Genomic DNA, 25,407 nt, shown 5'->3' on the forward strand with positions numbered 1-25,407 from the left:
GCGGGTGTCCACATAGCGGCGGTCGGGCGACAGGACCGCCGCGCCGGATGGTGGTCTGGAGGCATGCACCCTCCCGATCCCTCGCCCGCCCTGGACCGGATCGTCCTCGGGCGGTCCTACCGCCGTGCCGCGCGAGCCGTCACCTCCTTCGCGGCCCTCGTCCTGCCGTCGTCCTGCGTGGCCTGCGGGCAGGAGGACACGTCCCTCTGCCCTGCGTGCCGCGCCGCCTTCCGGCGCGCGACGGCGCGGCCGTTCCGCGCTGAAGCGGGAGCGGAATCCCTGCCCGACGTCGCCCTGGGCCCGGCCGGGCTCCCGGGGCCCGGCGAGGGGTCCGGACCCGACGACGGCGCGTCCTACGGCCCGCTCCCCGTGGTCGCCGCCGGACGGTACCGGCACACGGTGGCGACCGTCCTGCTCGCCTACAAGAACCACGGGCACGTCGACCTCGCGGCTCCCGTGCAGGCGGCGCTGGCCGGTGCCCTGCACGAGGCCGTGGCACAGCTGGACCCGGGGAGGGCCGGATCCGACCCGGCGCGCCCGGTCCTGCTCGTCCCCGTGCCGGGCCGCGCCTCGTCCCGACGGCGGCGCGGCTACGACCCGCTCCTGCTGCTGCTGTCCCGCCTCGACCGGACCGGCGGCCTGCCCGCCGGCGCGCGGCTCGCTGCCGGGGCGCGCCAGATGGCCCCGGCGGCGCGCCTGGCCGACGCCCTGGCGCGGGGAGGACCCGGCGCGGCCCTCCGGCAGGCCCTGGCCGCGCGGGGCGGGTCGCGCGCCGGGCAGAAGGGCCTGGGCCGGGCCAGGCGCCGCGCGAACGTCCTGCACTCGATGCGCGGTGTCAGCGATGCGCGGGCGCTGCTCGCGGGCCGGGACTGCATCGTCGTCGACGACGTCCTCACCACCGGGGCGACGATCGGCGAGGTGCACCGCGTCCTGTGCGCGGCCGGTGCCCGGGTGCTGGGCGCCGCCGTCGTCGCCGCGACCTCCCCGCCCCGCCGGTGACGGGCGGCCTCGGGCACGTGCACCAGACCCTACACAGCCTTCGTCCGGCGAAGTACCGGAAAGTTCGCAAGTGGCGATGGATGAATAACGGAGGGGGCTGATCTAACGTGAAGTACGGGTACAACCCAGTCTCGATACGTACCCGTCGGTGGCGGCTCCGGGACAACGCCTCGGCCGCCGTCGTATCACCTAGTGATGTGGAGGGCACCATGGAATTCGTGATCAATGGTCGGAACCTTGCGGTATCGGACCGTTTCCGTGAGTACGCGACGGAGAAGATCGACAAGATAGAGCAGCTCGGCGACAAGGTGCAGCGCGTCGACGCGAAGATCACCAAGGAGCCCAGTGCCCGCATGGCGGAGACCTCCCTCACGGTCGAGCTGACGGTGATCTGCAGGGGGCCGGTGGTCCGGGCCGAGGCATCGGCGGCCGACAAGTTCGCCGCCTTCGACCTCGCCTACGGGAAGCTCCTCGAGCGCCTGCGCCGTGCACGCGACCGTCGCAAGGTCCACCACGGCCGCCACACCCCGGTGGCCGTCCGCGTCGCGACGGCCGATCTCGAACCCGCCGATCCGGCGAAGCCCCTGTACCTCGAGGCCCTGGCGAACACGGCCGCGGAGCAGGAACCAGCGCCCCAGACCGACGACGCCTACGCGTTGCCCGAGGACGTTCCCGCGGGCGATTCGCCCGTACTGATCCGCCGCAAGGTCTTCTCCGGCGTCCCCATGAGCCTGGACGACGCCGTCGACAGCATGGAACTCGTCGGGCACGACTTCTACCTCTTCGTCGATTCCGCCACCGGGGCTCCCTCGGTGGTCTACCGGCGCCAGGGATGGACCTACGGAGTCATCACCCTCGACTCCAACGGCGCGGAAGGGACCGAGGAACTCCTGGCCTACCGCGCCCAGGAAGCGGCCTCCGCCTAGCCGCCACCGGCACGGCCGGCCCCGCCGGCCGTGTTCTCCACCGACGTCCACCGACCTGCCTCCGCGCCCCGCGCGGAGGCAGGTCCATGCAGGAGCCCATGCCGAACCTCACCCTCGCCCAGGCACGGCGCATCGCCCTCGCCGCCCAGGGGCTGCATCGCCCCCGCCTCGACGGGCCCCCGTCCACGCGCGCCGTCACCATCGCCGCGCGGCGGCTGCAGGTCATCCAGATCGATTCGGTGAACGTCCTCACGCGGTCCCACTACCTGCCCCTCTTCTCGCGCCTCGGGGCGTACGACCGCACGCGGTTCGACGCCCTCCATTCCCGGTCCCCGCGCACCCTCGTCGACTACTGGGCGCATGAGGCGAGCCTCGTGCCGCCCGAACTGTTCCCACACCTGCGGGCGTGGCAGCGCCGCACCTGGATGGGCGCGGACAGCATGCCTGCCGCCCAGCGCGAGTCCCTCGAATCCGCGGTCCTCGACCTCCTCGGTACCGGGACGCCGCTCAGCGCGTCGAGCGTCCAGCGGCTCCTCGGCGAGGACGCCGTGCGGCCCGCCGAGGGGTGGGGATGGAGGTGGACCGCCACGAAGCGCGTCCTCGAGGACCTCTTCGCCCGCGGCGAGATCGGCTCCACCGGACGGACGGACCAGTTCGAACGGCTGTACGCTCCCATCGCGCGCGTCCTGCCCGACGCCGCGCTCGCCGTCGCCGCCCCGGACCGCACGGAGTCGCTCTCGGTGCTGGCCGAACGGGCCGCGGGAGCGCTCGGCGTCGCGTCCGCACGATCCGTCGCCGACTACTTCCGCACCCCGGTCCGTGAGACGCGGTCCGTCCTCGAGGCCCTGGCCGGCGCCGGGGCACTGGAGACCGTCACCGTCGACGCCGGGACGGAGCCGTGGTACCTGCACCCCGCGGCGGCCCGCCCGCGGCAGGCCCGGGGAAGGGCGCTCCTCAGCCCCTTCGACTCGCTGGTCTTCGAGCGGGACCGCCTCCACCGGCTCTTCGACTTCCACTACCGCATCGGGATCTACACGCCCGCCGAACGGCGCACGCACGGGTACTACGTCCTGCCGTTCCTGCTCCGCGACTCCTTCGCCGCGCGGGTCGACCTCAAGGCGGACCGCGCGACGGGACGGCTGCTGGTCCGCAGCGCGCACGCGCAGCCCGGCGCTCCCGCCGACACGGCGGCCGAGCTCGCCGACGAGTTGCGCCTGCTGGCGCGGTGGCTGGAGCTCGACGACGTCGTCGTCGAGGACCGCGGCGACCTGGCAGACGCGCTCTCCGCGCAGGTCGGCACGCTACTGTGAGCGGATACGCAGTTCCGCATCGCCCCGGCGTGCCGCAGGGGAACTGGAACCGGGGGCCGAATGTCCCTCCCGTACACTAGAGACGCCATCTTTGGGCAGCATCAGATTGGGAGTAAATACCAGTGCCATCACTTCTTGAACGAGTTCTACGCACCGGCGATAAGAAGACACTGAAGCGACTCCGGAACTACGCTGACGCGATCAACGTCCTGGAGGACGAATTCCGGGACATGTCCGACGCGGAACTGCGCGGGGAGACCGAGCGGCTGAAGAAACGCCTCGCCGACGGCGCCACCCTGGACGATCTCCTGCCCGAGGCCTTCGCCGCCGTCCGCGAGGCGTCGAGCCGCACGCTGGGCCTGCGCCACTTCGACGTCCAGCTGATGGGCGGCGCGGCCCTTCACCTCGGGAACATCGCCGAGATGAAGACGGGCGAGGGCAAGACCCTCGTCGCCACCGCACCCGCCTACCTCAATGCCCTGAGCGGCAAGGGCGTCCACGTGGTCACGGTCAACGACTACCTGGCCGAGTACCAGTCGGACCTGATGGGACGCGTCTACCGGTTCCTCGGACTGACCAGTGGCTGCATCCTCTCGAAGCAGGACCCCGCGACTCGCCGCGAGCAGTACGCCGCGGACATCACGTACGGTACGAACAACGAGTTCGGGTTCGACTACCTGCGCGACAACATGGCCTGGAGCGCCACGGAGCTCGTGCAGCGCGGCCACAACTTCGCGATCGTGGACGAGGTCGATTCCATCCTCATCGACGAGGCGCGTACCCCGCTCATCATCAGCGGCCAGGCCTCGGGCGACGTGAACCGCTGGTACAACGAATTCGCGAAGGTCGTGCAGAAGCTCACCGTCGACGCCGACTACGAGGTGGACGAGAAGAAGCGCACCGTGGGGGTCCTCGAGGACGGCATCGAGAAGGTCGAGGACTACCTCGGCATCTCCAACCTGTACGAGTCGGCGAACACGCCGCTCATCGGCTTCCTGAACAACGCCATCAAGGCCAAGGAACTCTTCAAGCGCGACAAGGACTACGTGGTCCTCAACGGCGAGGTCATGATCGTCGACGAGCACACGGGCCGCATCCTCGCCGGCCGGCGCTACAACGAGGGCATGCACCAGGCCATCGAGGCGAAGGAGGGCGTGGAGATCAAGGCGGAGAACCAGACCCTCGCCACCGTCACGCTGCAGAACTACTTCCGCCTCTACGACAAGCTCTCGGGCATGACCGGTACCGCCGAGACCGAGGCCGCCGAGTTCATGTCGACCTACAAGCTGGGCGTCGTCCCCATCCCCACCAACAGGGAGATGGCGCGCAAGGACCTCTCCGACCTCATCTACAAGAACGAGGTCGCGAAGTTCGACGCCGTGGTCAAGGACATCGTGGAGCGCCACGAGACCGGACAGCCCGTCCTGGTCGGGACGACGAGCGTCGAGAAGAGCGAGTACCTGTCGAAGCAGCTCGCCAGGGCGGGCGTCCGCCACGAGGTCCTCAACGCGAAGAACCATGCACGGGAGGCCGCGATCATCGCGCAGGCCGGGCGCAAGGGCGCCGTCACCGTCGCCACCAACATGGCTGGTCGTGGCACGGACATCATGCTCGGCGGCAACGCGGAGTTCAACGCCGTCGCGGCGCTGGAGAAGATGGGGCTCGATCCCGCGGACAACCCGGAGGAGTACGAGGCCCGGTGGCCCGAGGCCCTCGAGGCCGCGAAGGAGGCGGTCAAGGCCGAGCAGGAGGAGGTCCGCGAGATCGGCGGGCTGTACGTGCTCGGGACGGAGCGTCACGAGTCGCGCCGCATCGACAACCAGCTGCGTGGCCGCTCCGGCCGCCAGGGTGATCCCGGGCGGTCCCGGTTCTACCTGTCCCTGACCGACGACCTCATGCGCCTGTTCAACTCGGGTGGCGCGGAGCGGATCATGAACAGCGCGACCATGCCCGACGACGTCGCCCTCGAGTCGAAGATGGTGTCGAAGGCCATCGAGAGCGCCCAGGGTCAGGTCGAGGGCCGCAACGCGGAGCAGCGCAAGAACGTCCTCAAGTACGACGACGTGCTGAACCGCCAGCGCGAGGCGATCTACGGCGACCGCCGGAGGATCCTCGAGGGTGGCGACCTCCACGAGAAGGTGCAGTTCTTCCTGGAGGACGTCATCACCGCGATGGTCGACGAGGCGACGGAGCAGGGCCACGGCGACGACTGGGACTACGAGCTGCTGTGGACGAACCTCAGGACGCTGTACCCCATCACCCTGACGGCCGACGAGGTCATCGAGGAAGCCGGCGGAACGTCGAAGATCACCCGTGACTTCCTGCACGCCGAGATCCTCTCCGATGCGAAGCTCGCCTACCAGGCACGGGAGGAGGCCCTCGGGGAGCAGACGATGCGCGAACTGGAGCGCCGCGTGGTGCTCTCCGTCATCGGTCGGAAGTGGCAGGAGCACCTCTACGAGATGGACTACCTCAAGGAGGGCATCGGCCTCCGCGCGATGGCGCAGAGGGATCCGCTGGTCGAGTACCAGCGTGAGGGCTTCATCCTCTTCCAGGCCATGATGGAGTCGATCCGGGAGGAGAGCATCGGCTACCTCTTCAACCTGGAGGTGGAGGTCTCCACGCAGGCCCGCACCGGGCTCCCCGGAGTGACGGACGGCCGCGGACTGGTCCAGGCGCCGACAATCAAGGCCGCCGGGCTCGAGGCGCCCGCCAAGCCCGCCACACTCAACTTCATCGCCCCCAACGCCCAGGGCGAGGCCGAGGTGCACGTGGAGCGGAACAAGACGCAGGCCGCGCCGTCGAACAACAGGAAGTCCAGGAAGAAGTAGTCAGCCGATCTCGAGGGCGGTCACCCGCCATGTTCCGCGCCGTTGCTCGATCCGAAGAGCGACGGCGCGGACGCGTTTCCGGTCGACGGCGACCACCGAGGCCTCGTACACCGCCGGACTGATCGGGCAGACCCGCGCGGACCGGACGACGACGTGCCGGTGCGCACTTCCCGCACCGTGAGCATCGTTCCCGCCGTGCCCGGCACCACGCGCACCGACGCAGCGCACCAGATTGGTGCGCAGCTGCAGCCGTTCGTAGCTCTCGGCGTCGAGCCAGCGGGACATCTGCTGCAGGGGCCGTGATCCTCCCAGCACCTCGAGCGCTCCCTGGCAGACGGACCGGGCGATCCCCGCGATCCTCCGTTCGACCTCCGGATCGGTGCCGCCCGTGGCGGATCCGTCCTGCACCGGACCGGCGGCCGGGGCGGGCCCGTGGTCCGGTTCCGCCGACCTGAGCGGGATGACGGCGGCCGGCGCCTCCGACGGACGGGGCGTCGACGCGAGCAGCGGTCGCGGCGCACCGCTGGCCTCTGCGAGCTGGGCGGGGGGACGGAGCTGGGTGACGGCGTTCATGCTGGTTCCCTTCGTGGATCGTCTGGAGGACCGGGGTCGGCCGGTGCCGTCCGGTTCGCTACCCGGACGGCTCCCCGGACGGCGGCTGCAGGACGGTGCCGGGGAGCAGGAAGGACGGGTCGTCCCCGATGACGGCACGGTTGGCGTGGTACCAGGCGGGCCACGCCTCGGCGATGTCCGCTGCGCTCGCCAGAGGTCCGAGGCGGGCGGCGACGATCGACCACAGCGAATCGCCCGGTGCGACGACCGCCTCCGCCTCGACGACGGTGCGGCTCTCCCCGCGGAGCAGCGGCCCGCCCTCCGCCTGCAGGGGGGCCGGTCTCCATGCCGGGGACACGGGCGGGATCGGGTCCGGAGACCGCGGGTCCGCAGCGCGTGCGGGCCACTCCGCTGCGGGCGCGGTCAGGATCGGCCCGCGCCCGCCCTCGGATCCGTGCGATGCGGCCTGCGCGACCGCGGGGACGGCGAGGAGGTGGAGGCCGAGGAGTGCTGCGGCGAGGCGTCGCATCACCGCCGGGGTACATGCCGAGGCGATGGCCGCCACGGTGGACGGGCCGCGTCGCCGGAGCAGTTCGGCGAGTACCGCGACGAGGAACAGGAGCACCCATGCCCCGACGACGGCGAGTCCGATTCCCGACAGGACCATGCCGAGGACGCCCTCCAGTGCCGGCCGGGGCGTCGTCCGTCCGCCGTCGAGCAGGACGGCCCCTGCGCCCGCGGTGATGATCCCGCACCCGAGGACCATCCCGGCCTGGATCGCGTCTGACGACTGCATGCCATTCCTCCTCGTTGGATGCATCAATTTGATGCCGTTTGATGTCGTTTGTCCATAGGCAGCTGCGTGGAGTGGATATGGCCATCATTGACGCCCTGCGGGAGGAGTCCTAGGTTGTGGGGATGCGCTGGGATGCCCTCTTCAACGACCTCGAGTCACAGCTCCAGGCGGCCACGGCCGCCGTCCAGGAGGGCGAGATCAGGGACCGCACGCGGTCGGAGCAATCGCGGCTGACCCTGGTACAGCGGCTCCTCGGCCACGTCGGTCGGCCGCTGGGGGTGTCCACGCGCGGCGGCCGGTCGCTCGACGGCACCCTCACGAACGTCGGGTCGGAGTGGATCGCCGTCGCGGTGGAGGGGCGGTCCGTGATCGTGCCGCTGGCGTCGCTGCACCTGCTCCGGGGGCTGGGGCGCGGGGCCGGGCGGCCGCTGTCGGCCGTCGGGGCCCGCCTGGGACTGGGGTCGGTGCTCCGCGTGCTGTCCCGCGACCGGGCGCCGGTGACGCTCTGGACCGTGTCGCCCTCGTTCCGTCACGCCGGGATCATCGACAGGGTCGGCGCCGATTTCCTGGACCTCGGGACCGCCGGGCCCGAGCGGCGGCCGGCGCAGGGCAGGGACGTCCTCGCCGTCCCGTTCGCGTCCATCGACTCCGTCGACTCGGCAGCACCGGAGGACTGAGCTCCACGCCGTGCTGCGCCGCGGGAGCGGTCAGGCAGGCGGGCCGGCCGGGGTGTCGTGCTTCAGGGCCGCGGCCGTCTTCTCGTAGGCCCTGGCAATGTAGTCCTCGAGGACCCGCGTCTCCACGCGCCACTGACCCCGGCCCCCCACCTGGATGGCCGGGAGTTCCCCGGATCGGACGAGGGCGTACGTCTGGGACGCGCTGATGTTGAGCACCTCGCCCACATCGGCGAGGGTGAGGAAGCGCCGCTCGGCCACGGGTCCGCCTTTCCTGGTCGGTGCGGGTGGATCTTCAGTCTGCCACCGCTGCGCCCCGTTGCAGTAGTTCTCCACACCTCGGTCCCGAGTGTGGCCGATCGGTTCCCTTGGGGCCTGCTGTGCACAACAATGACGAGCGGGGAGTGGCGCCCGTCCGGGGCCCACCGGTCGAGTGGGGGACGACAGTGAGCACCGACATGCGCGCCGTGCAGTTGCCGAACGAGGCTCCGCGTCTGCGGAAGCCCTCCTGGAAGGACCCGAGGCTGCTGATCGGGCTCCTGCTGGTCCTCGCGTCCACCGCAGGGGTGATCGCGCTCCTGGAGAGCCAGGACACCACGACGCAGGTGTACTCGGCGCGGGAGGACCTCGCCGTCGGGTCGAAGCTGACGGAGGAGGATTTGGTGGCCGTGGCGGTCCGCCTGGGGGACGCGGACGGCGCCTACCTGCCCGTCGCCGGCGGCCTCCCCGACGGCGCCGTCGCCACACGGCTCGTCACGCGGGGGGAGCTCGTCCCCGCCACCGCGATCGGCACGACCGACGGACTGGACCGCAAACCGGTCGGTCTCACCGTCGAGGACCCGCTGCCCAGCGGGACGGCGGCGGGGGACCGGGTGGATGTGTGGGTCTCGCTCCGGACGGACACGAATTCCTACGAGGAACCCCGGCTGCTCCTCGAGGCGGCGGAGGTCGCGGAACTGACCGTGGGGGAGTCCGCCCTCGGCGCGAGCTCCTCGACCCTCGTCCAGGTCCTCGTCGACGACGAGGCCATGCCCGAGCTGCTGGGAGCCCTGTCCAACGACGCCCGGATCGCCGTCGTGCTGAACCCCGGGGCCGGGTCGTGAGCATCCCGGTCATCACCCTCGGGACGGAGGCGAACGCCTACGTGCCCGGACTGGAGCAACTGCGCGGTCCCGTCACCGTGGTGCGTCGCTGCGCGGACCTCGCCGAGCTGGTCGCCCTCTGCCAGAGCGGACTGGCGCGTGCGGTGATCATCGCCCCCGGAGCCGCCGCCGAGCTCACCACGTCCCTCGTGGACCGCCTGCGCTTCACCGGCGCCGTCGTCGTCGCGCTCCGGGACCGGCTGCCGGAACCCGGCGCCGCCGTCGACGGGGTCGAGTACGTCGAGGCGACGGCCGCGCCGGCGGCCCTCGCGGCGGCCGTGACCGCGGCGGTGGCACGGTTCGAGGCGGACCCCGCCCGCCTCCAGGCGTCCCTCGCCTACGCCGACCCGCTGGACCTGCCCGACACCGCGGCGGCACTGCCCGACGACGCGCCGCCGAACCCGGGCTCCGGGCGGGTCGTGGCCGTCTGGGGGCCGCCCGGCGCCCCGGGGCGCACCACCGTCGCCCTCAACATGGCGGCCGAACTCGCCGCGGCGGGAAGCGCGGTCCTGCTGGTCGACGCAGACACCTACGGTGCGAGCATCGGCGCATCGCTCGGACTGCTCGACGAATCGGCCGGGCTCGCGCAGGCCTGTCGCATGGCGGACCAGGGCCGGTTCGACGCCGCGGCGCTCGGCAGGATCGCGGTGAGCGTCGCCGTGAAGGGCGGCCGGCTGCGCGTGTTGACCGGCATCACCCGCCCGGACCGGTGGCCCGAGCTGCGGCCCGCGGCGCTCGGCAAGGTCCTCGAGGCCGGGCGCTCCCTGGCGGAGGTGACCGTCCTCGACTGCGGTTTCTGCCTGGAGGCCGACGAGGAGCTCAGCTTCGACACCCTCGCGCCGCGCCGCAACGGGGCCACCCTGCGCTGCCTCGAGCTTGCGGACACCGTCCTCGCGATCGGCGCGGCGGACACGATCGGCGTCCCGCGCCTGGTGAAGGCGCTCGCGGAACTCGGCGACGCCGTCCCGACGGCGGCACCACGGGTGGTCTTCAACAAGGTGCGGGCGGAAGCGGTGGGCCGCGCTCCGGAGACGCAGCTGCGGGAGGCGTGGGAGCGCTTCGGGCCGTCCCTCGGGATCTCCGCGTTCCTGCCCATGGACGCCGCGGCGGCGGACCGCGCGCTGCTCGCCGGAACGGCCCTGCTCGAGACCGCGCCGGCCTCGCCGCTGAGGCTCGCGATCGCCGGTCTCGCCGACGTCCCCGCGGCCGGGGAGGCGCGCCGGCGGGGTCCCGGACGGAGGCCGCGCAACGTGAAGTTTCCGGGCATCCCGGCTAGGCTTCCTCGGTAAGAGGTCGCAACGGAGCGGCCTTTCATCTCGTTACGGAGGCCCTTCCCATGTCGTCTGGATCCAGCACCACGGATCAGCCCAGTTCGGACACGTCACGGGAGGAATACGTAGACCACTACTTCGAGCATCTCGCGCGCGAGGACGCCGCCGGATATTCGCCCTCCGACCTCCGCCAGCGGGCGTTCGCCCACCGCGACCTCGCCGAATCCCGCCGGCCGGGAACGGCCGCCGTCGGCATCATGGACCAGGGCACCTCGAGCGTCGTCATGATCGTCACCGACGACATGCCGTTCCTCGTCGACTCGGTCACGGCCGAGCTGGTCCGGCAGAACGCCGCGATCCGGCTGGTCGTGCACCCCACGTTCCTCGCGGTGCGTGAGGACGAAACCCACGCGCTCACGGCACTCGAACGTGTTCCCTCGACCGCCGGGGCCTCCAGCGGGGACACCGCGGCCCTGCCGAACATCGGGGACCTCGTCGGCCAGGACGGACGCACCACGCACATCGAGTCGTGGATCTCCGTCGAGGTCACGCGGCTGCCGGGCGCCGCGGCGAAGGAGTCGCTCATCGAGGGCCTGCACCGGGTCCTGGGCGACGTCCGTGCCGCGGTCGAGGACTGGCCCGCCATGCGCGACACGGTGCGCTCCATCGAGGCGTCGCTCGGATCGGTCGCGGGCGCCGACCAGCTGCCCGACCTGCGCCAGGCGCAGGAACTCCTCCGGTGGCTCGACGACGGCAACTTCACCTTCCTCGGCTACAAGGAGTACGACCTCGTGACGGACGAGGACGGCGCCGATGCCCTCCTCGTCCGGGAGGGCAGCGGCCTCGGTCTGCTCCGGCACGGCAGCGCGCACCTGCAACAGCTCACCGCGGCGGGGCGCGCGAAGGCGCGCGAGCGGCGGGTCCTGGTGATCACGAAGGCGAACTCGCGGTCCACCGTCCACCGCGCCGCCTACCTCGACTACATCGGGATCAAGAGCTTCGACGCCCAGGGCAACGTCAGCGGCGAGCGGCGCTTCATCGGCCTGTTCGCGACCAGCGCCTACACCGGGTCGGTGCGGAACGTGCCCCTCGTCCGCGACAAGGTCGCCGAGGTGCTGCGCCGCTGCGGATTCCCGTCGGATTCGCACTCGGGCAAGGACCTGCTGTCCATCCTGGAGACCTACCCGCGCGACGAGCTGTTCCAGATGGAGGACGGGGACCTGGTGTCCACGGCGCTCGGGATCCTGCGCCTGCAGGAGCGACGGAGGACACGGCTCTTCCTCCGGCCGGACGTGTACGGCCGCTTCATGTCCGCCCTCGTCTACCTGCCCCGCGACCGCTACACGACCAGTGTCCGGCAGCGCATCGAGGGCGAGCTGCGTACCGCGCTCAGTGCCCAGTCCATCGATTTCGAGGCGCGGATGAGTGAGTCCGCGCTTGCGCGGCTGTTCTTCCGCATCAGGCTCCAGCGGGGGGTCGAGATCCCCGAGATCGACGCGGCGGAGCTCGAGGAACGCCTCGTCCGCGCGGCCCGCTCCTGGTCCGAGGGCGTGGTCGAGGTCGCGCAGCAGCGGTTCGAGCAGGACGGCGCGGAGCGTCTCGCGACGCTGTGGGCGGAGTCCTTCCCTCCCAGCTACCGCGTCGACTACGAGGTCGAGGACGCCCTGGAGGACATCGCCCGGTTCGAGCGGCTGGCCGAGTCCGGCGATGCAGCCCCGCAGCTCCACGTGTACGTGCCGCAGCGCAAGGACGGCGAGGACGCCCGCCTGAAGCTCTACCTGACGGAGGCGAAGAGCCTCACGCAGATCCTGCCCTACTTCCACAATCTCGGCCTCGAGGTGCTGGACGAGCGCCCCTTCGAGATCACGCGCTCGGACGATCGCTCGTTCTTCCTCTACGACCTCGGGCTGAGGCTGCCGCCCGGCGTCTCCCCGCTCGACACCGCGCCGCTGCTCCGCGACGCGTTCACGGCTGCCGTCACGGGCGACAGCGAATCGGATCAGTTCGACCGGCTCGTGCTCACCGAGGATCTCGGGTGGCGCCAGGTGGTGATCCTCCGGGCCTACGCCAAGTACATGCGACAGATGGGCAACACGAACTCCTACGGCTTCGTGGCCGACACCCTGCTCCGCAACCCGGCCGTCACCCGGGCGCTGGTGGCACTGTTCACCGCTCGCTTCGACCCCGGACTCGTGGGTGACCGGGACGCGGCGTCCGACGCCGCCCGGACGACGCTCGAGGAGGGGCTGGAGCAGGTTCCGACCCTCGACGCGGACCGCGTCCTCAGGACCTTCGCCAATCTCATCGAGGCGACGCTGCGGACCAACTACTTCCAGGACAAGCGCCACGTCAGCCTGAAGTTCGACACGTCGCGGATCAACGGCGCGCCGTTCCCGCGGCCGAAGTTCGAGATCTGGGTCTACTCCCCGCAGGTCGAGGGAGTGCACCTGCGCTTCGGCAAGGTGGCGCGCGGCGGTCTGCGCTGGTCGGACCGGCGCGAGGACTTCCGGACCGAGGTGCTCGGCCTGGTGAAGGCCCAGACCGTGAAGAACGCGGTGATCGTGCCCACCGGGGCCAAGGGGGGCTTCTTCGCCAAGCAGCTGCCCGACCCCGCGCTCGACCGCCAGGCCTGGATCAGCGAGGGCCAGGCGAGCTACCGCACCTTCATCCGCGGACTGCTCGACATCACCGACAACATCATCACGAACGGCACCACCGAGACGGTGGCGCCGCCGCCGCGGGTGGTCCGGCACGACGACGACGACACCTACCTCGTGGTCGCCGCAGACAAGGGCACGGCGTCGTTCTCGGACATCGCCAACGAGCTGTCCGCGGAGTACGACTTCTGGCTCGGGGACGCCTTCGCCTCCGGCGGGTCGGTGGGCTACGACCACAAGGCGATGGGCATCACCGCGCGCGGCGCATGGGAATCCGTGAAGCGGCATTTCAGCGAGTTCGACATCGACACCCAGACCGACGACTTCACCGTCGTCGGCGTGGGGGACATGAGCGGTGACGTCTTCGGGAACGGGATGCTCCTCTCCGAGCACATCCGCCTCCTGGCGGCCTTCGACCACCGCCACATCTTCCTCGATCCGAACCCGGACGCCGCGGTGTCCTTCGCCGAGCGGCGGCGCCTGTTCGAGCTGCCCCGGTCGAGCTGGGAGGACTACGACACCTCGCTGATCAGCTCCGGCGGCGGCGTGTACCCGCGGCAGGCCAAGTCCGTCCCCATCTCGCCCGAGGTGAGGGAGGCGCTGGGCCTCGACGCCGGGGTCACCCGGTTGAGCCCGCCCGAACTCCTGCGCGCCATCCTCCGAGCACCCGCCGACCTGCTGTACAACGGCGGCATCGGCACCTACGTGAAGGCCTCCGACGAGACGAACGCCGAGGTGGGCGATCGCGCCAACGACGCCATCCGGGTGAACGGCAGCGAACTGCGGGCGCGCGTCGTCGGTGAGGGCGGGAACCTCGGGATGACCCAGCGCGGGCGCATCGAGGCCGCGCTGTCCGGGGTGATCCTCAACACCGATGCCATCGACAACAGCGCGGGCGTGGACTGCTCGGACCACGAGGTCAACATCAAGATCTTCGTCGACCGCATGGTGCGGGCCGGGCGCCTCCAGCCGGAGGAGCGCGCGGAATTCCTGCATTCGATGACCGACGAGGTCGGGCGGCTCGTCCTGCAGGACAACATCGACCAGAACGTCCTGCTGCTCAACGACCGCCAGCGGGTCGTCGAATGGAGTCCGAGCTACGAGCGCATGATGGACTGGCTCGAGAAGAAGGCCGATCTCGACCGGGACCTCGAGGCGCTGCCCACCACGGCGGAGCTGCAGAAACGGAGCGACGCCGGCCAGGGGCTCACCTCGCCGGAGCTCTCCGTCCTCGCGGCCTATGCGAAGATCGAACTCACCAGGGCGCTCTCGGCCAGCACCCTCGCCGACGACCCCTACTTCAGCGGCACGCTGCGGCGCTACTTCCCGCGGCGGCTCGTGGAGCGGTTCGACGACCAGCTCGACACCCACCCCCTGCGCCGGGAGATCATCTCGACCGTCATCGCCAACGACATCATCAACCTGGGCGGCATCACCTTCGCCTTCCGGGTGATGGAGGAGACCTCCGTCCCCGAGCCGGTGATCGCCCGCGCCTTCGTGGCCCTGCGTGAGATCTACTCGCTCGACGAGACCGTCGACACGCTCGCGGCGCTGCCGGCGGACTTCCCGACGGAACACTGGAGCACCGTGCACCTCGACCTGCGGCGGCTCCTGGACCGCGCCGTGCGCTGGTTCGTGAACCACGTGGAGGTGGGCACCACGGTCGGTCAGGACATCGACGCGTTCAAGCCGCTGATCGCGCCGTTCCGCCTCCACCTGTGCGAGTACCTGCGCGGACGCGACCTCGAGCGCGCCCTCCGGTGGAGGGAGCGGGCTGCGGAGTGGCAGCTCCCGGAGGAGCTCGGCCGGCGCTGGGCCGAACAGTTCGAGTCCTTCGCCCTGCTCGACATCGCGCACTGCACGCGCAGGGTCGACGAGCCCGTGGAGAGCATCGCCCGCGTCTACTACGCCGTGTACGACCGCTTCGAGGTCGACGACCTGCTGGAGCGCATCACCAAGCTGCCGCGCACGGACCGCTGGCAGGCCCTGGCGCGCGCTGCGTTGCGTGACGATCTCTACTCGACCGCGGCGGACATCACGGTCGCGGTCATGCGGGCGTCCGGGGACCTGCGGGACCGCGATGCGGGGGAGCGGCTGCAGGCCTGGCAGGACCAGAACGCCGACCAGCTCCAGCGGGCCAGCAGCATGTTCGCCGAGGTGAACATGCTGGAGCAGGACGACATCTCGTCGCTGTCGGTCGCGCTGCGGCTCCTCCGCTCGATCGTCCGCTGACCCCCCTCCCGGTGGGCCTGGCCCACCGGGAGTGACAGACTGGGAACCGGCATCCCGCCGCAGCTCCTGCCGCCGACGGCGGTCGGCCGCGATCGGCCCGCCGCCCGCGGCGGTGCCGGTAGCGGTGCCGCCTGCCCGAGCAACAGAGGAACTTCATGGCCATCTTCACTGATCCGATCCGCGAGTTCGCCGGGTTCGAGCCCGGCGACGCCGAGTGGCTGCATCTGCTGGTGGGGGACTGGCAGATGGTCGCCGACCTCGCGTTCGCCGACCTCGCCCTGTGGTTCCCGCTCGACGGCGGTGGCTACGTCGCTCTGGCGCATGCCCGGCCGTCGACGTCGCACACCGTCTTCCACAGCGACTTCGTGGGTGAGCGCATCCGCGCCGACCTCCAGCCCCTCGTCGACCTCGCCTGGGTGTCCCAGAAGATCGAGCGCTCGGGCGAGACCAACTGGACCACGGAGATGGCGATGCGGGTCGAGGCCGTCCCGATGGTGCGGAACGGCCGCACCCTCGCCGTCGTGACGACCCACATGGACCTCTCCAGTTCGAGGATGCCGTCGCGGCTGGAGCTGACCTACCGCCAGTGCGCCTACGACCTCCTGCGCATGGGCACGCTCGGGCTGTGGCCCGACTTCGCGACGCCCACCGGGTCCCGTCGCGGCGCACCGCGCGTGGGCGACGGGCTGATCAGGCTCGACGTCGACGGCATCGTCCAGTACGCGAGCCCCAACGGGGTGTCGGCCTTCCGCCGCCTCGGGGATGTGGAGACCCTCGAGGGACGGCCGCTCGCCGAGATCACGACGGGGCTGCTGAAGGACCGCCGCATGGTCGACGAGACGCTGCCCCTGGTGGTGACCGGCAGGATGCCATGGCGCACCGAGATCGAGTCCCGCGGTGTCAGCCTGTCGCTGCGGGCCATCCCGCTGCGCGACGAGAAGGAGCGTTTCGGGGCCCTCGTGCTGTGCAGGGACGTCTCCGAGCTCCGGCGCCGCGAGATGGAACTCGTGTCGAAGGACGCCACCATCCGCGAGATCCACCACCGCGTGAAGAACAATCTGCAGACCGTGGCCGCGCTGCTGCGGATGCAGTCCCGCAGGATGGTCAGCGAGGAGGCGAAAGTCGGACTCGAGCAGGCCATGCGCCGTGTGTCCACGATCGCCCTGGTGCACGAGACGCTGTCCCAGGGCCTCGCCCAGAGCGTGGACTTCGACGAGCTCATCTCACGCCAGTTCCGGCTGTCCGCCGAGGTGGCATCACCGTCCCAGGCGGTGCGGACCGAACGGAGTGGGGATTTCGGGGAGCTCCCGAGCGACCTCGCGACACCGTTGGCGCTGGTGATCAACGAACTCGTCACCAACGCCGTCGAGCACGGCCTGTCCGGTCGGGCCGGGACGGTGTGGCTCCGGGCGAACCGGCGGACGGAGGACGACGGCGAGGAGATCCTCCGCGTCACCATCGAGGACGACGGCGTCGGCCTGCCCGTCGGCGGCCACGCGGAGGGCCTGGGTCTCCAGATCGTCAGGACGCTGGTCACGAGCGAACTCGACGGGACGATCACCTGGAGCACACGTCCCGGCGGAGGCACGTCGGTCGCGCTGGAACTCGGACTGCGCCTCAACCAGGGCTCGTAGGTCTGCCGAATGCAATGGCCGGTGGACGGCCCGACGACGAAGGGCCGCCCACCGGGCGGCCCTCGATCGATCGACCGGAGCCTCGAGGGCTCCGTCGGCGCCGGACCGACGATGCGGTCCGGAACCCTCAGGAGGCGCGGCGAGCCCTGGCGGCCCGGCGCTTGAGCGCCCGACGCTCGTCCTCGCTCAGCCCGCCCCAGACTCCGGCGTCCTGGCCGGACTCGATGGCCCACTGCAGGCAGGTCTCCTGCACGGGGCAGCGGCGGCAGACGCTCTTCGCTTCCTCGATCTGAAGAAGCGCCGGTCCGGTGTTGCCGACCGGGAAGAACAGTTCCGGGTCCTTGTCCAGACAGGCCGCACGACTACGCCAATCCATGTGATCACATTCTCCTTCAGCCTCGCTCACCGTGTGCTTGTGAAAACATTCACGAGGGGGCTCATAGTAAAGGGGCCGATTTCGGCCCCCCGGGTTTCAACTCCGTTAAGGCTGTCATGTAACCATCCGGTAAACAAGGGCTTGGCCTGTCCGATCGCCGTTATGCATGAGTGGTTTGTCACAACAAAGCCTGCTAGGGGTGCCATTCGGGACGTCTGTCACACATCAGCGGGTCGGGTAGGGTTCGAGAGTGGCCACCGATCCAGCCCCGCAGCGGGCAACCCGCCCGCCCGGCGTCCTCCTGATCGCCGCAGTCCTGGTGCTCGAGGCGATCGCGCTCCTCGCCCTTTCAGTCGGCTTCCTCAGGTCGATCTTCGGCGGCGACCCGGTCTCCGTCGGGGGATCCGTCTTCATGACCGTGCTGCTCCTTCTGGTTGCCGCGGGGCTGGTGGCCATGGCGAGGAAACTCGGGGCAGGCTTCCGCTGGCCTCGATCGCCGTCGCTCGTGGTCCAGCTCTTCCTGGTGATTCTGGCCTTCCCGTTCTTCACGGCAGGCAATCCCCTCATCGGGTTCCTGCTCATGGCACCGGCCGCGGCCGTGATCGTCACCCTCTTCTCGAAGCCCGTCGTGGAGTTCACGACCCGGGCGACGGGGCAGGGAAGGACGCTGTAGGCCGCGCCACCTGCACTTCCACCACCTCCGACGGGTCGCAGGCGTACCCGCGACCGGGGATCGCGGCCCCGTCCGGGTCGAGGCGTACCCCGAGGAAGTCGCCGTCGCCGGGTGACCTCGGAGACAGCACGAGACCGCGACCGAGTCCGCGCACCTGGGCGGCCAGGGGAACCCGCGCCGCGAGGGACGGACCCGGCACGGCGGCGAGCACCGCTGCTGCGCCCTGTGCGACCAGCCCGGCGAGCACCTGGTGGATGCCGGCGGGGAGGTGGTCCGCGTCGTCGACGAGCAGGAGGCAGTCGCTCGCCGGAGGCCGCGCGCCGGACGCGACGAGTTCCTTCCAGAAGCCCATGGACTCCGAGGGACATGCGCCGTCCGGCGGCGCGACGACGGCCGGACGGGGCCTGAGCCGGGCGGCCGCATCCCGGAGCACGCGGATCGTCGTGGTGCGCCCCGCCCCCGGACGGCCCAGCACGAGGAAGACCTCGCCAGGCCGGAGGCTGATGGCGTACGGCTCGAGGTCGTCCCCGTAGACGCCCACGGGGAGATCGATCGAGCCACGGCGCAGCTCCGGCGACGATCGCGCGTGGAGGCGGGCGGCGTCGACGGTGCGGGGGAGCCGGTGGACCGGGAACGGCGGCCGGGCAGGGGGTGTCCCGGGACGGCCGGGACGGGTGCCGTCCTGCACGAGCTGGCAGACGCCATCGCCCCAGGCTCCGGTGATACGGCCCTGGACGAGACCCCTGCCCGCTACCGCATCCAGAGGCGGCAGCTTCGGCCAGGTCAGGGTCGTCTCCTGCTGCGTTCCCAGCGGGAGGTACACGCGGTTCGGGAGGAGGGCGAAGAACCGTGCCGCGGTCAGTTCCCGATCCCCACCGATGCAGACCGTGACGCCGCGGAAGGCGCCGTCGCGCACGAGCGTGTGCAGGTCCTCCTCCGCCCGGGCCAGGCGGCCCTGCCGGAACTGGCTGCTCCAGCGCCCCCACCCCGTGACCACGAGGACGATGCCGGGGCCCTCGCCGGGGGGACCGGCGAGGCCCGCCAGCCTCTCCAGGACGCGCCCGGCGCGTCTCGTCTCGTCCGCACGGACGTAGGCGCCCGTCTGCGGGTACCTCGAGCCGTCGGACAGGGTGCCGTCGCCGTCGAGGAGGTACAGGTGCACATCGGGGTCCAGCTCGGGCAGGCCTGCGACGACCGCCGCGAGGGCCCGGGCCCCACCGCTGCCCGGAAGCCCGACGACGGCGAGGTGGGAGTGGTCCCGCGGCCGCCACAGCAGGAGCCGCTGGGCCTGGCGGTCGGGGAAGTCCGCGACGCCGAGGGCGACGCCGCCGGCAGGACCGGTCACCGGCGTGTCGTTCCCCGCCGTGACGGGAGGGAAGGCGCGGCACGCCGTCGTGCTGAGCGCGCGGGGCAGCGGCGGGAGGACGGGCCGGCGTGGGTGGGCGGCGCCTCCGCCGGCCACGGACCGCAGCGCTTCGACAGCCCGATCGACAGCGTCGTCGCCCACGGTGTCGGAGGGCTGCCGGCGCACGGTCCCCGCGGCGTCGGGGGCGCCGCCGAGGGCGGGGCGGGCCGAGGGGCCGCCGATATGGGTGGCGACGTCCTGCCAGCCCCCACCATGGTCCGCGGGAGGTGGCGCCGACGCCGACGCGGTCTGGAAGGCGACGGGAGCCTCCGACCCGCGGCGCAGGAAGGCGCGGCCCGGGATGTCGACGGGCAGGTCGGCGGCCGCCGACGTCCCGAGGAGGTCCTGCGACTCCAGCGGGGTCTGGACCCTCAGGAGCACCGACGTGGTGATGTTCGCCCTCATGTCCGGCGTCACGGCGCCCTGGGCGCGTTGGGTGGCCAGGACCAGGTGCACTCCGAGCGACCGGCCGAGCGAGGCGATCCTCATGAGGTCCGGGACCGCGGAGGGTACGTCGTCGCTCACCATCCGGAACTCGTCGATCACGATCACCAGCCGCGGCGGGCAGGCGAGGGGTGCGGCGCGGCGCAGTTCGTCCAGGTCGCGGACGCTGTACCCGGAGCACAGCCGTTCCCGCCGACGCAGCTCCGCACGGAGCGACGTCAGGGCCCGCGCGGTCGATTCGCCCGACAGGTCGGTCAGGCCGCCGACGCAGTGCGGGAGCGACGCCAGCGGGCCGAGGCCGGAACCGCCCTTGTAGTCGATCAGGAGCAGGGTGAGGTGGTCGGGCGGGTGATGGAGGGCGAGGCCGAGGACGAGGGTCCTCAGGAACTCCGACTTCCCGGAGCCGGTGGTGCCGGCCACCAGCAGGTGGGGACCGTCCTTCACGAGGTCGATCGACAGCGGGCCGTCCGCGGACCGGCCCACGCAGGCGGTCGCGTGCCCGCCGTCGGACGACGACCACCTGCCGGCGACCGCAGGGGCGAGCGTGTCCGGCCTCAGCTCGGCCGACCAGAGGGAGACGGACGCCGGCAGGGCCGACGCCGTCCCGGGGCGGGTGCTCCGGCAGCGGGCCGACGAGGCCGGGTCCAGCGCCGCCGCCCGGGCGAGCAGCCGCGCGCTCCGCTCGAAGGTCCGCGCCGACACCCCGTCCGGGAGGACCTCGTACTCGCCACCTCCCAGGGTGACCAGGGCCTTCCCGTCCGTGAGCAGCATGCCCTCTCCGCCACGCCCGCCCCCGCTGGACGGAGGCCCGCCGGGTGGCGGACCGGCGGCGAAGCGGAGGACGACGACCTGCACCGCACCGGCCAGGGCGGGTAGGTCCTCGGCGAGCTGGAAGACCAGCAGGAGCGCCGCGCGTGCCGCGAGCGCGGTGAGGACGCCCGGGTCGTGCGTGAGGTGAACGTTCGGCAGGAAGCGTGCGTGGTGCGGGAGGAACCGGGCAGCACCCCAGCACACGAGGGTCGGAGCCCCTGACCGCGGATGGGCCGCCTGGAGGAGGAGGGCCCGCAGGACGCAGTCCACCGCAGCACGGTCCCCGCTGATCGTGAAGGGCAGGGTGCAGGAGGCCTCGCCGGCACCGGTGGTCCCCGGGCAGGGGAGCAGGAGTGGAACGCCGTCCAGTACCGGGGCCTCGAACGGTGACCCGGACCGCGCGACCGTGAGGTTCGCCGGCTGGTCCGTCAGGCCGAGGCGCAGCAGGACGAAGTCTGGTTCCTCCCTCTCGATTGGGGCCGCCCCCGATGGCGGGCGGCGGGACGCGCGGAGGGCATCGAGCCCCGTCTGGCCCGGGTCTGGCGCTGCGCTCCTGCGCCGGGCGCAATCGCGCCCGGCGGCGTCGCGCACCTCGGCGGCGAAGACCGCCGCCTTCCGTCGGTGCGTCATCAGCGGAACGAGTCCGGTCAGGGCGGAGAGGGCGCTGAACGCCAGGAAGAACCACATGCCCGTGGTCAGGGCGAGGACGACGCCGAGGACGAGTGGCAGGAGCGCTGTCAGGACGAGGAGGCGCGACGGGGTATCCGGGAGTGCCGCGTGCACGGGCAACGGCTCGAGCACGCTCCGCGGGTCTGTCGGCGTCCAACCCGGGGCGTCGATCAGCTCGATGCCGCACCTGCTCGCTCCGACCCGCAGGTCCGCCGCATCGGTGATGTCCGCCGTCGTGATCGCGACCCCGTCGACGAAGGTCCCGTTGGCCGACCCGAGGTCCTCGAGGACGATGGAGTCCTCCGCCACCGTGAGCAGGGCATGGCGTCGGGAGAGGGCGGGATCGGCGATCGTGATGTCAGCCGCCGCGCGGCCGACGACGTAGCTGCCGCGCGTCAGGGGGATCACCTGGCCGGCGTCGGGGCCCGTGTGGACGACGAACGCGAGGTGGGGGAGCGGTGCCGGGGCGGGGGGACCCGGCACCGCGCCGCACACGATCACGGCTCCGTGCACGAAGCCGCCGGTGTGGGGGAGCAGGGCGCCGAGCGGTACTCCGTCCACGGTGAACGGCCCCCGGTACCCGTCCGCCGCGAGCCGGTCCGCCAGTGCCGCGCCGGTGCGGAGGGTATCGGTGTCGACGACGATCTCCCGGGGCGGGAAGGTTCTCGGGGGAGCGCCCGCGAGGGTGAGGTGCAGATCCATCGGGACCTCCTGGGCGGTGACTGCCACCACGCTATGGGCCGACCGGGAGGTGGAGGGGCGCGTTCCACGCATGTGGACAACGCTTCGCGGGGCGTCCGCGCAGCACAGCAGAGCGTCGCTCTTCCCGCCATCGGCGGACGGCGCGGCGTCGGGACGGGGAGGAAGCCGGTCATCTACCGATAGGCTTGTTGCAACGAAAGCCCCACCGAGCCCTGCGCGCTCGCGGGGGATGAACAACGAAAAGGTGCTCTCCGTGAAGATTGTCGTCATTGCCCTGGGTAAGATCGGGCTTCCACTGGCGGTGCAGTTCGCCTCGAAGGGCCACGAGGTCGTCGGGGTGGATGTGAACCCGACCATCGTGAAAGCCGTCAATGAGGGAATCGAACCGTTCCCGGGCGAGGCCCACCTTCAGGAGATGCTGTCGGACCTGGTGCCGGCCGGCAGGCTGCGCGCCACGACCGACTACGCCGACGCCGTGCCGGGGGCCGACGCCGTCGTCCTGGTGGTCCCGCTCTTCGTGGACGCCGACGCGAAGCCCGACTTCGGCTGGATGGACGCGGCAACCGCTGAACTGGCCCGCCACCTCACGCCGGGCACCCTCGTGTCCTACGAGACGACGCTCCCGGTGGGCACCACCCGCGATCGGTGGAAGCCCGCGCTGGAAGCGGGAAGCGGACTCGTCGAGGGCGAGGACTTCCACCTCGTCTTCTCCCCCGAACGGGTCCTGACCGGCCGGGTGTTCGAGGACCTGCGCAAGTACCCCAAGCTGGTCGGGGGGCTCTCGCCCGCGGGCGCGAAGCTCGCCGTCGAGTTCTACGAAGCCGTCCTGGACTTCGACGACCGCCCGGACCTGCAGCGCGGGAACGGTGTGTGGGACCTCGGGTCGGCCGAGGCGTCCGAACTGGCCAAGCTCGCGGAGACGACCTATCGCGACGTGAACATCGGGCTCGCCAACCAGTTCGCCCGGTACGCGGCAACAGTCGGCATCGACATCTACCAGGTCATCGATGCGTCCAACTCGCAGCCGTACAGCCACATCCACCAGCCCGGCATCGCCGTCGGCGGTCACTGCATCCCGGTCTATCCACGCCTCTACCTCTGGAACGATCCTGCCGCCACCGTGGTCCGCGCGGCGCGGGAAGCCAATGCCGGGATGCCCGACTACACGATCGGCCTGCTCGAGGGCGCCCACGGCTCCCTCGAGGGAGCACGCGTGGTGGTTCTCGGCGCGGCCTACCGCGGGGGAGTCAAGGAGACCGCCTTCTCCGGCGTCTTCGCCGCCGTGGATGCGCTCACCTCGCGAGGGGCGACCGCGCTGGTCCACGACCCGATGTACACGGACGAGGAACTCGAGAAGCTCGGCTTCGTGCCGTACCACCTCGGGGAGGCCGTCGAGGCCGCCGTGGTCCAGGCGAATCACGCGGAGTACGCCTCGCTGACGCCGGCCGACCTCCCCGGCGTCAGGACGTTCATCGACGGTCGGCGGGTGAGCAGCGCCGAGCAGTGGACCGGCGTGACCTACCGCGTGATCGGCAAGGCTTGAGCCGCCGCCCGGTCGGCCCGCTGAAGAACGGCGCGCGGGATGCCCCGCGGCACGAACAGACAGGAAGCGAAGCGACGTGAGCTACATAGCTGAGACGGCCGACGTCTCTCCCGAGGCCGTCATCGGAGAGGGATCGAAGATCTGGCACCTCGCGCAGGTGCGGGAAGAGGCGACCCTGGGCGAGAACTGCATCGTGGGACGCGGGGCCTACGTGGGCACCGGTGTCCGGATCGGCGCCAACTCCAAGATCCAGAACTACGCGCTCGTGTACGAGCCGGCGGTGCTGGGGGACGGCGTCTTCATCGGGCCTGCCGTGGTGCTCACGAACGACACCTACCCACGCTCCATCACTCCCGACGGAGACCTGAAGAGCGCCCACGACTGGGTTCCCGTCGGCGTCACCATCGAACGGGGTGCGGCCGTCGGCGCCCGCGCGGTCTGCGTGGCACCCGTCACGATCGGCGCCTGGGCGACGGTCGCGGCCGGCGCCGTCGTCACGAAGGATGTGCCCCCGCACGCCCTCGTGGCCGGTGTCCCCGCCAGGCGCATCGGGTGGGTGGGCCGGGCGGGCGAGCCGCTGCGCGCCGAGGGTGACCTGTGGGTCTGCCCTCAGACCGGGGAACGGTACAAGGAACTCGACGAAACCCTGACACGAGTAGAGGTAGACGCATGAGCAAGGAATTCATCCCAGCAGCGAAGCCGATCGTCGGCGACGACGAGCGGAAGGCCGTCGACGCCGTCCTGCTGTCCGGCATGCTCGCCCAGGGGGCCGAGGTCGCCGCCTTCGAGAAGGAGTTCTCGGAGGTCCTCCTCGACGGCCGGAGCGCTGTCGCCGTGAACTCCGGCACCGCAGGCCTGCATCTCGGGCTGCTCGCGGCCGGGGTCGGACCCGGCGACGAGGTCATCGTCCCGTCCTTCACCTTCGCGGCGACGGCCAACTCCGTCGCGCTCACCGGAGCCACCCCCGTCTTCGCCGACATCGAACTCGATCACTACGCGCTCGACGTCGACCACGTCGCGGGACTGATCACCGAGAAGACCAAGGGCATCATGCCGGTCCACCTCTACGGGCATCCGGCGGACGTCGTCGCGCTCCGCGCGCTCGCCGACCAGCACGGCATCGCGCTCTTCGAGGACGCCGCCCAGGCGCACGGGGCGTCGCTGGCCGGCCGACAGGTCGGTACGTTCGGCGACTTCGCGATGTTCTCGCTCTACCCGACCAAGAACATGACCTCGGGAGAAGGCGGGATGGTGTCCACCGGCGACCCCGAGATCGAACGCCGCCTCCGGCTGCTGCGCAACCAGGGCATGGAGCGTCAGTACGAGAACGAGATCGTCGGTTTCAATGCGCGGATGACGAACCTGCACGCCGCGATCGGTCGTGTTCAGCTGACCAAGGTCGGCGGATGGACGGCGCAGCGCCAGGCCAATGCGGTATTCCTCACGGAGAACATCGAGGGCGTGGAGACGCCGAAGGTCGCCGAGACCGCGGTCCACGTGTACCACCAGTACACCGTGCGTGTCGGCAACGACCGCGACGCGTTCGCGGCGGCCCTGAAGGACGAGTACAACATCGGGTCCGGGGTCTACTACCCCATCCCGAACCACCGGCTGCCCTCCTTCAGGCGCAGCGAGGACCTCCCGAACACGGAGATCGCCGCCCGTGAGGTCCTGTCCCTGCCGGTGCATCCATCGCTCGACGACGAGGACCTCGACCGCATCATCACCGCCGTGAACGCGCTGGCGAAGGCGGGGGCCTAG

Annotated in this window: 18 protein-coding genes; 13 read left to right on the forward strand and 5 right to left on the reverse strand. The window is 71.2% G+C overall.

Annotation, left to right across the window (positions count from 1 at the left end; genetic code table 11):
• Positions 1-63 precede the first annotated feature (63 nt).
• The 4 genes from ACSGDB_RS06520 (at position 64) to secA (ending at position 6,066) form a co-directional block, all read left to right on the forward strand.
• The gene (locus tag ACSGDB_RS06520; RefSeq protein WP_434993685.1) at positions 64-999 is read left to right on the forward strand and encodes a ComF family protein; all 936 of its coding nucleotides are present in this window, start codon (positions 64-66) and stop codon (positions 997-999) included.
• A gap of 209 nt (positions 1,000-1,208) precedes the next feature.
• Positions 1,209-1,925 (forward strand): ribosome hibernation-promoting factor, HPF/YfiA family, encoded by a 717-nt coding sequence (gene hpf, locus ACSGDB_RS06525; RefSeq protein ID WP_434993687.1) that lies wholly within the window; start codon positions 1,209-1,211, stop codon positions 1,923-1,925.
• Positions 1,926-2,023: 98 nt separating this feature from the next.
• Complete coding sequence (locus ACSGDB_RS06530; protein ID WP_434993689.1) at positions 2,024-3,235, forward strand: winged helix-turn-helix domain-containing protein; 1,212 nt, start codon at positions 2,024-2,026, stop codon at positions 3,233-3,235.
• Between the two features lie 122 nt (positions 3,236-3,357).
• A complete protein-coding gene (gene secA, locus ACSGDB_RS06535; protein WP_434993690.1) occupies positions 3,358-6,066 on the forward strand; it encodes a preprotein translocase subunit SecA in 2,709 nt (902 codons plus the stop codon).
• On the opposite strand, the gene ACSGDB_RS06540 is transcribed toward secA, so the two are convergent.
• Together ACSGDB_RS06540 and ACSGDB_RS06545 are read right to left on the reverse strand one after the other, a co-directional pair.
• On the reverse strand, positions 6,067-6,639 hold the full coding sequence (locus ACSGDB_RS06540; RefSeq protein ID WP_434993691.1) for an Rv3235 family protein: 573 nt from the start codon (positions 6,637-6,639) through the stop codon (positions 6,067-6,069).
• 58 nt (positions 6,640-6,697) lie between these two features.
• Entirely contained in the window at positions 6,698-7,414 is a 717-nt protein-coding gene (locus ACSGDB_RS06545; protein WP_434993692.1) for a LysM peptidoglycan-binding domain-containing protein, read from the reverse strand.
• A 122-nt stretch (positions 7,415-7,536) separates the two neighbouring features.
• Here ACSGDB_RS06545 and ACSGDB_RS06550 point away from each other — a divergent pair, with 122 nt between their 5' ends.
• Positions 7,537-8,091: a hypothetical protein gene (locus ACSGDB_RS06550; protein ID WP_434993693.1), complete on the forward strand. Its 555-nt coding sequence runs from the start codon at positions 7,537-7,539 to the stop codon at positions 8,089-8,091.
• A gap of 30 nt (positions 8,092-8,121) precedes the next feature.
• On the opposite strand, the gene ACSGDB_RS06555 is transcribed toward ACSGDB_RS06550, so the two are convergent.
• Complete coding sequence (locus tag ACSGDB_RS06555) at positions 8,122-8,349, reverse strand: helix-turn-helix domain-containing protein (protein WP_434993694.1); 228 nt, start codon at positions 8,347-8,349, stop codon at positions 8,122-8,124.
• Positions 8,350-8,534: 185 nt separating this feature from the next.
• Between ACSGDB_RS06555 and ACSGDB_RS06560 the strand changes: the two genes are divergently transcribed.
• From ACSGDB_RS06560 to ACSGDB_RS06575, 4 genes are all read left to right on the forward strand, one after another.
• Positions 8,535-9,191: an SAF domain-containing protein gene (locus ACSGDB_RS06560; protein ID WP_434993695.1), complete on the forward strand. Its 657-nt coding sequence runs from the start codon at positions 8,535-8,537 to the stop codon at positions 9,189-9,191.
• The gene (locus ACSGDB_RS06565) at positions 9,188-10,519 is read left to right on the forward strand and encodes an AAA family ATPase (protein WP_434993696.1); all 1,332 of its coding nucleotides are present in this window, start codon (positions 9,188-9,190) and stop codon (positions 10,517-10,519) included. The genes ACSGDB_RS06560 and ACSGDB_RS06565 overlap by 4 nt, the downstream gene beginning before the upstream one ends.
• Positions 10,520-10,566: 47 nt before the next feature.
• Positions 10,567-15,390, forward strand: a complete 4,824-nt coding sequence (locus ACSGDB_RS06570; protein ID WP_434993698.1) for an NAD-glutamate dehydrogenase — start codon at positions 10,567-10,569, stop codon at positions 15,388-15,390.
• Between the two features lie 155 nt (positions 15,391-15,545).
• Positions 15,546-17,024 (forward strand): sensor histidine kinase, encoded by a 1,479-nt coding sequence (locus ACSGDB_RS06575; RefSeq protein WP_434993700.1) that lies wholly within the window; start codon positions 15,546-15,548, stop codon positions 17,022-17,024.
• A 127-nt stretch (positions 17,025-17,151) separates the two neighbouring features.
• On the opposite strand, the gene ACSGDB_RS06580 is transcribed toward ACSGDB_RS06575, so the two are convergent.
• Positions 17,152-17,400: a WhiB family transcriptional regulator gene (locus tag ACSGDB_RS06580; RefSeq protein ID WP_434993701.1), complete on the reverse strand. Its 249-nt coding sequence runs from the start codon at positions 17,398-17,400 to the stop codon at positions 17,152-17,154.
• A 250-nt stretch (positions 17,401-17,650) separates the two neighbouring features.
• Here ACSGDB_RS06580 and ACSGDB_RS06585 point away from each other — a divergent pair, with 250 nt between their 5' ends.
• The gene (locus ACSGDB_RS06585; RefSeq protein ID WP_434993703.1) at positions 17,651-18,073 is read left to right on the forward strand and encodes a hypothetical protein; all 423 of its coding nucleotides are present in this window, start codon (positions 17,651-17,653) and stop codon (positions 18,071-18,073) included.
• On the opposite strand, the gene ACSGDB_RS06590 is transcribed toward ACSGDB_RS06585, so the two are convergent.
• Positions 18,036-22,103 carry an FtsK/SpoIIIE domain-containing protein gene (locus tag ACSGDB_RS06590; RefSeq protein ID WP_434993705.1) on the reverse strand — a complete coding sequence of 1,356 codons (4,068 nt, stop codon included), beginning with the start codon at positions 22,101-22,103 and terminating at the stop codon, positions 18,036-18,038. The genes ACSGDB_RS06585 and ACSGDB_RS06590 overlap by 38 nt on opposite strands.
• Positions 22,104-22,356: 253 nt before the next feature.
• On the opposite strand from ACSGDB_RS06590, the gene ACSGDB_RS06595 reads away from it, so the two are divergent.
• From ACSGDB_RS06595 to ACSGDB_RS06605, 3 genes are all read left to right on the forward strand, one after another.
• Complete coding sequence (locus ACSGDB_RS06595) at positions 22,357-23,646, forward strand: nucleotide sugar dehydrogenase (RefSeq protein WP_434993707.1); 1,290 nt, start codon at positions 22,357-22,359, stop codon at positions 23,644-23,646.
• A gap of 76 nt (positions 23,647-23,722) precedes the next feature.
• Positions 23,723-24,319 (forward strand): acyltransferase, encoded by a 597-nt coding sequence (locus ACSGDB_RS06600; protein ID WP_434993708.1) that lies wholly within the window; start codon positions 23,723-23,725, stop codon positions 24,317-24,319.
• A complete protein-coding gene (locus tag ACSGDB_RS06605; protein WP_434993709.1) occupies positions 24,316-25,407 on the forward strand; it encodes a DegT/DnrJ/EryC1/StrS family aminotransferase in 1,092 nt (363 codons plus the stop codon). Before ACSGDB_RS06600 ends, ACSGDB_RS06605 begins: the two co-directional genes overlap by 4 nt.

It is taken from the genome of Arthrobacter sp. Ld5, from assembly GCF_051172775.1.
Classification (GTDB): Bacteria; Actinomycetota; Actinomycetes; order Actinomycetales; family Micrococcaceae; genus Arthrobacter_D.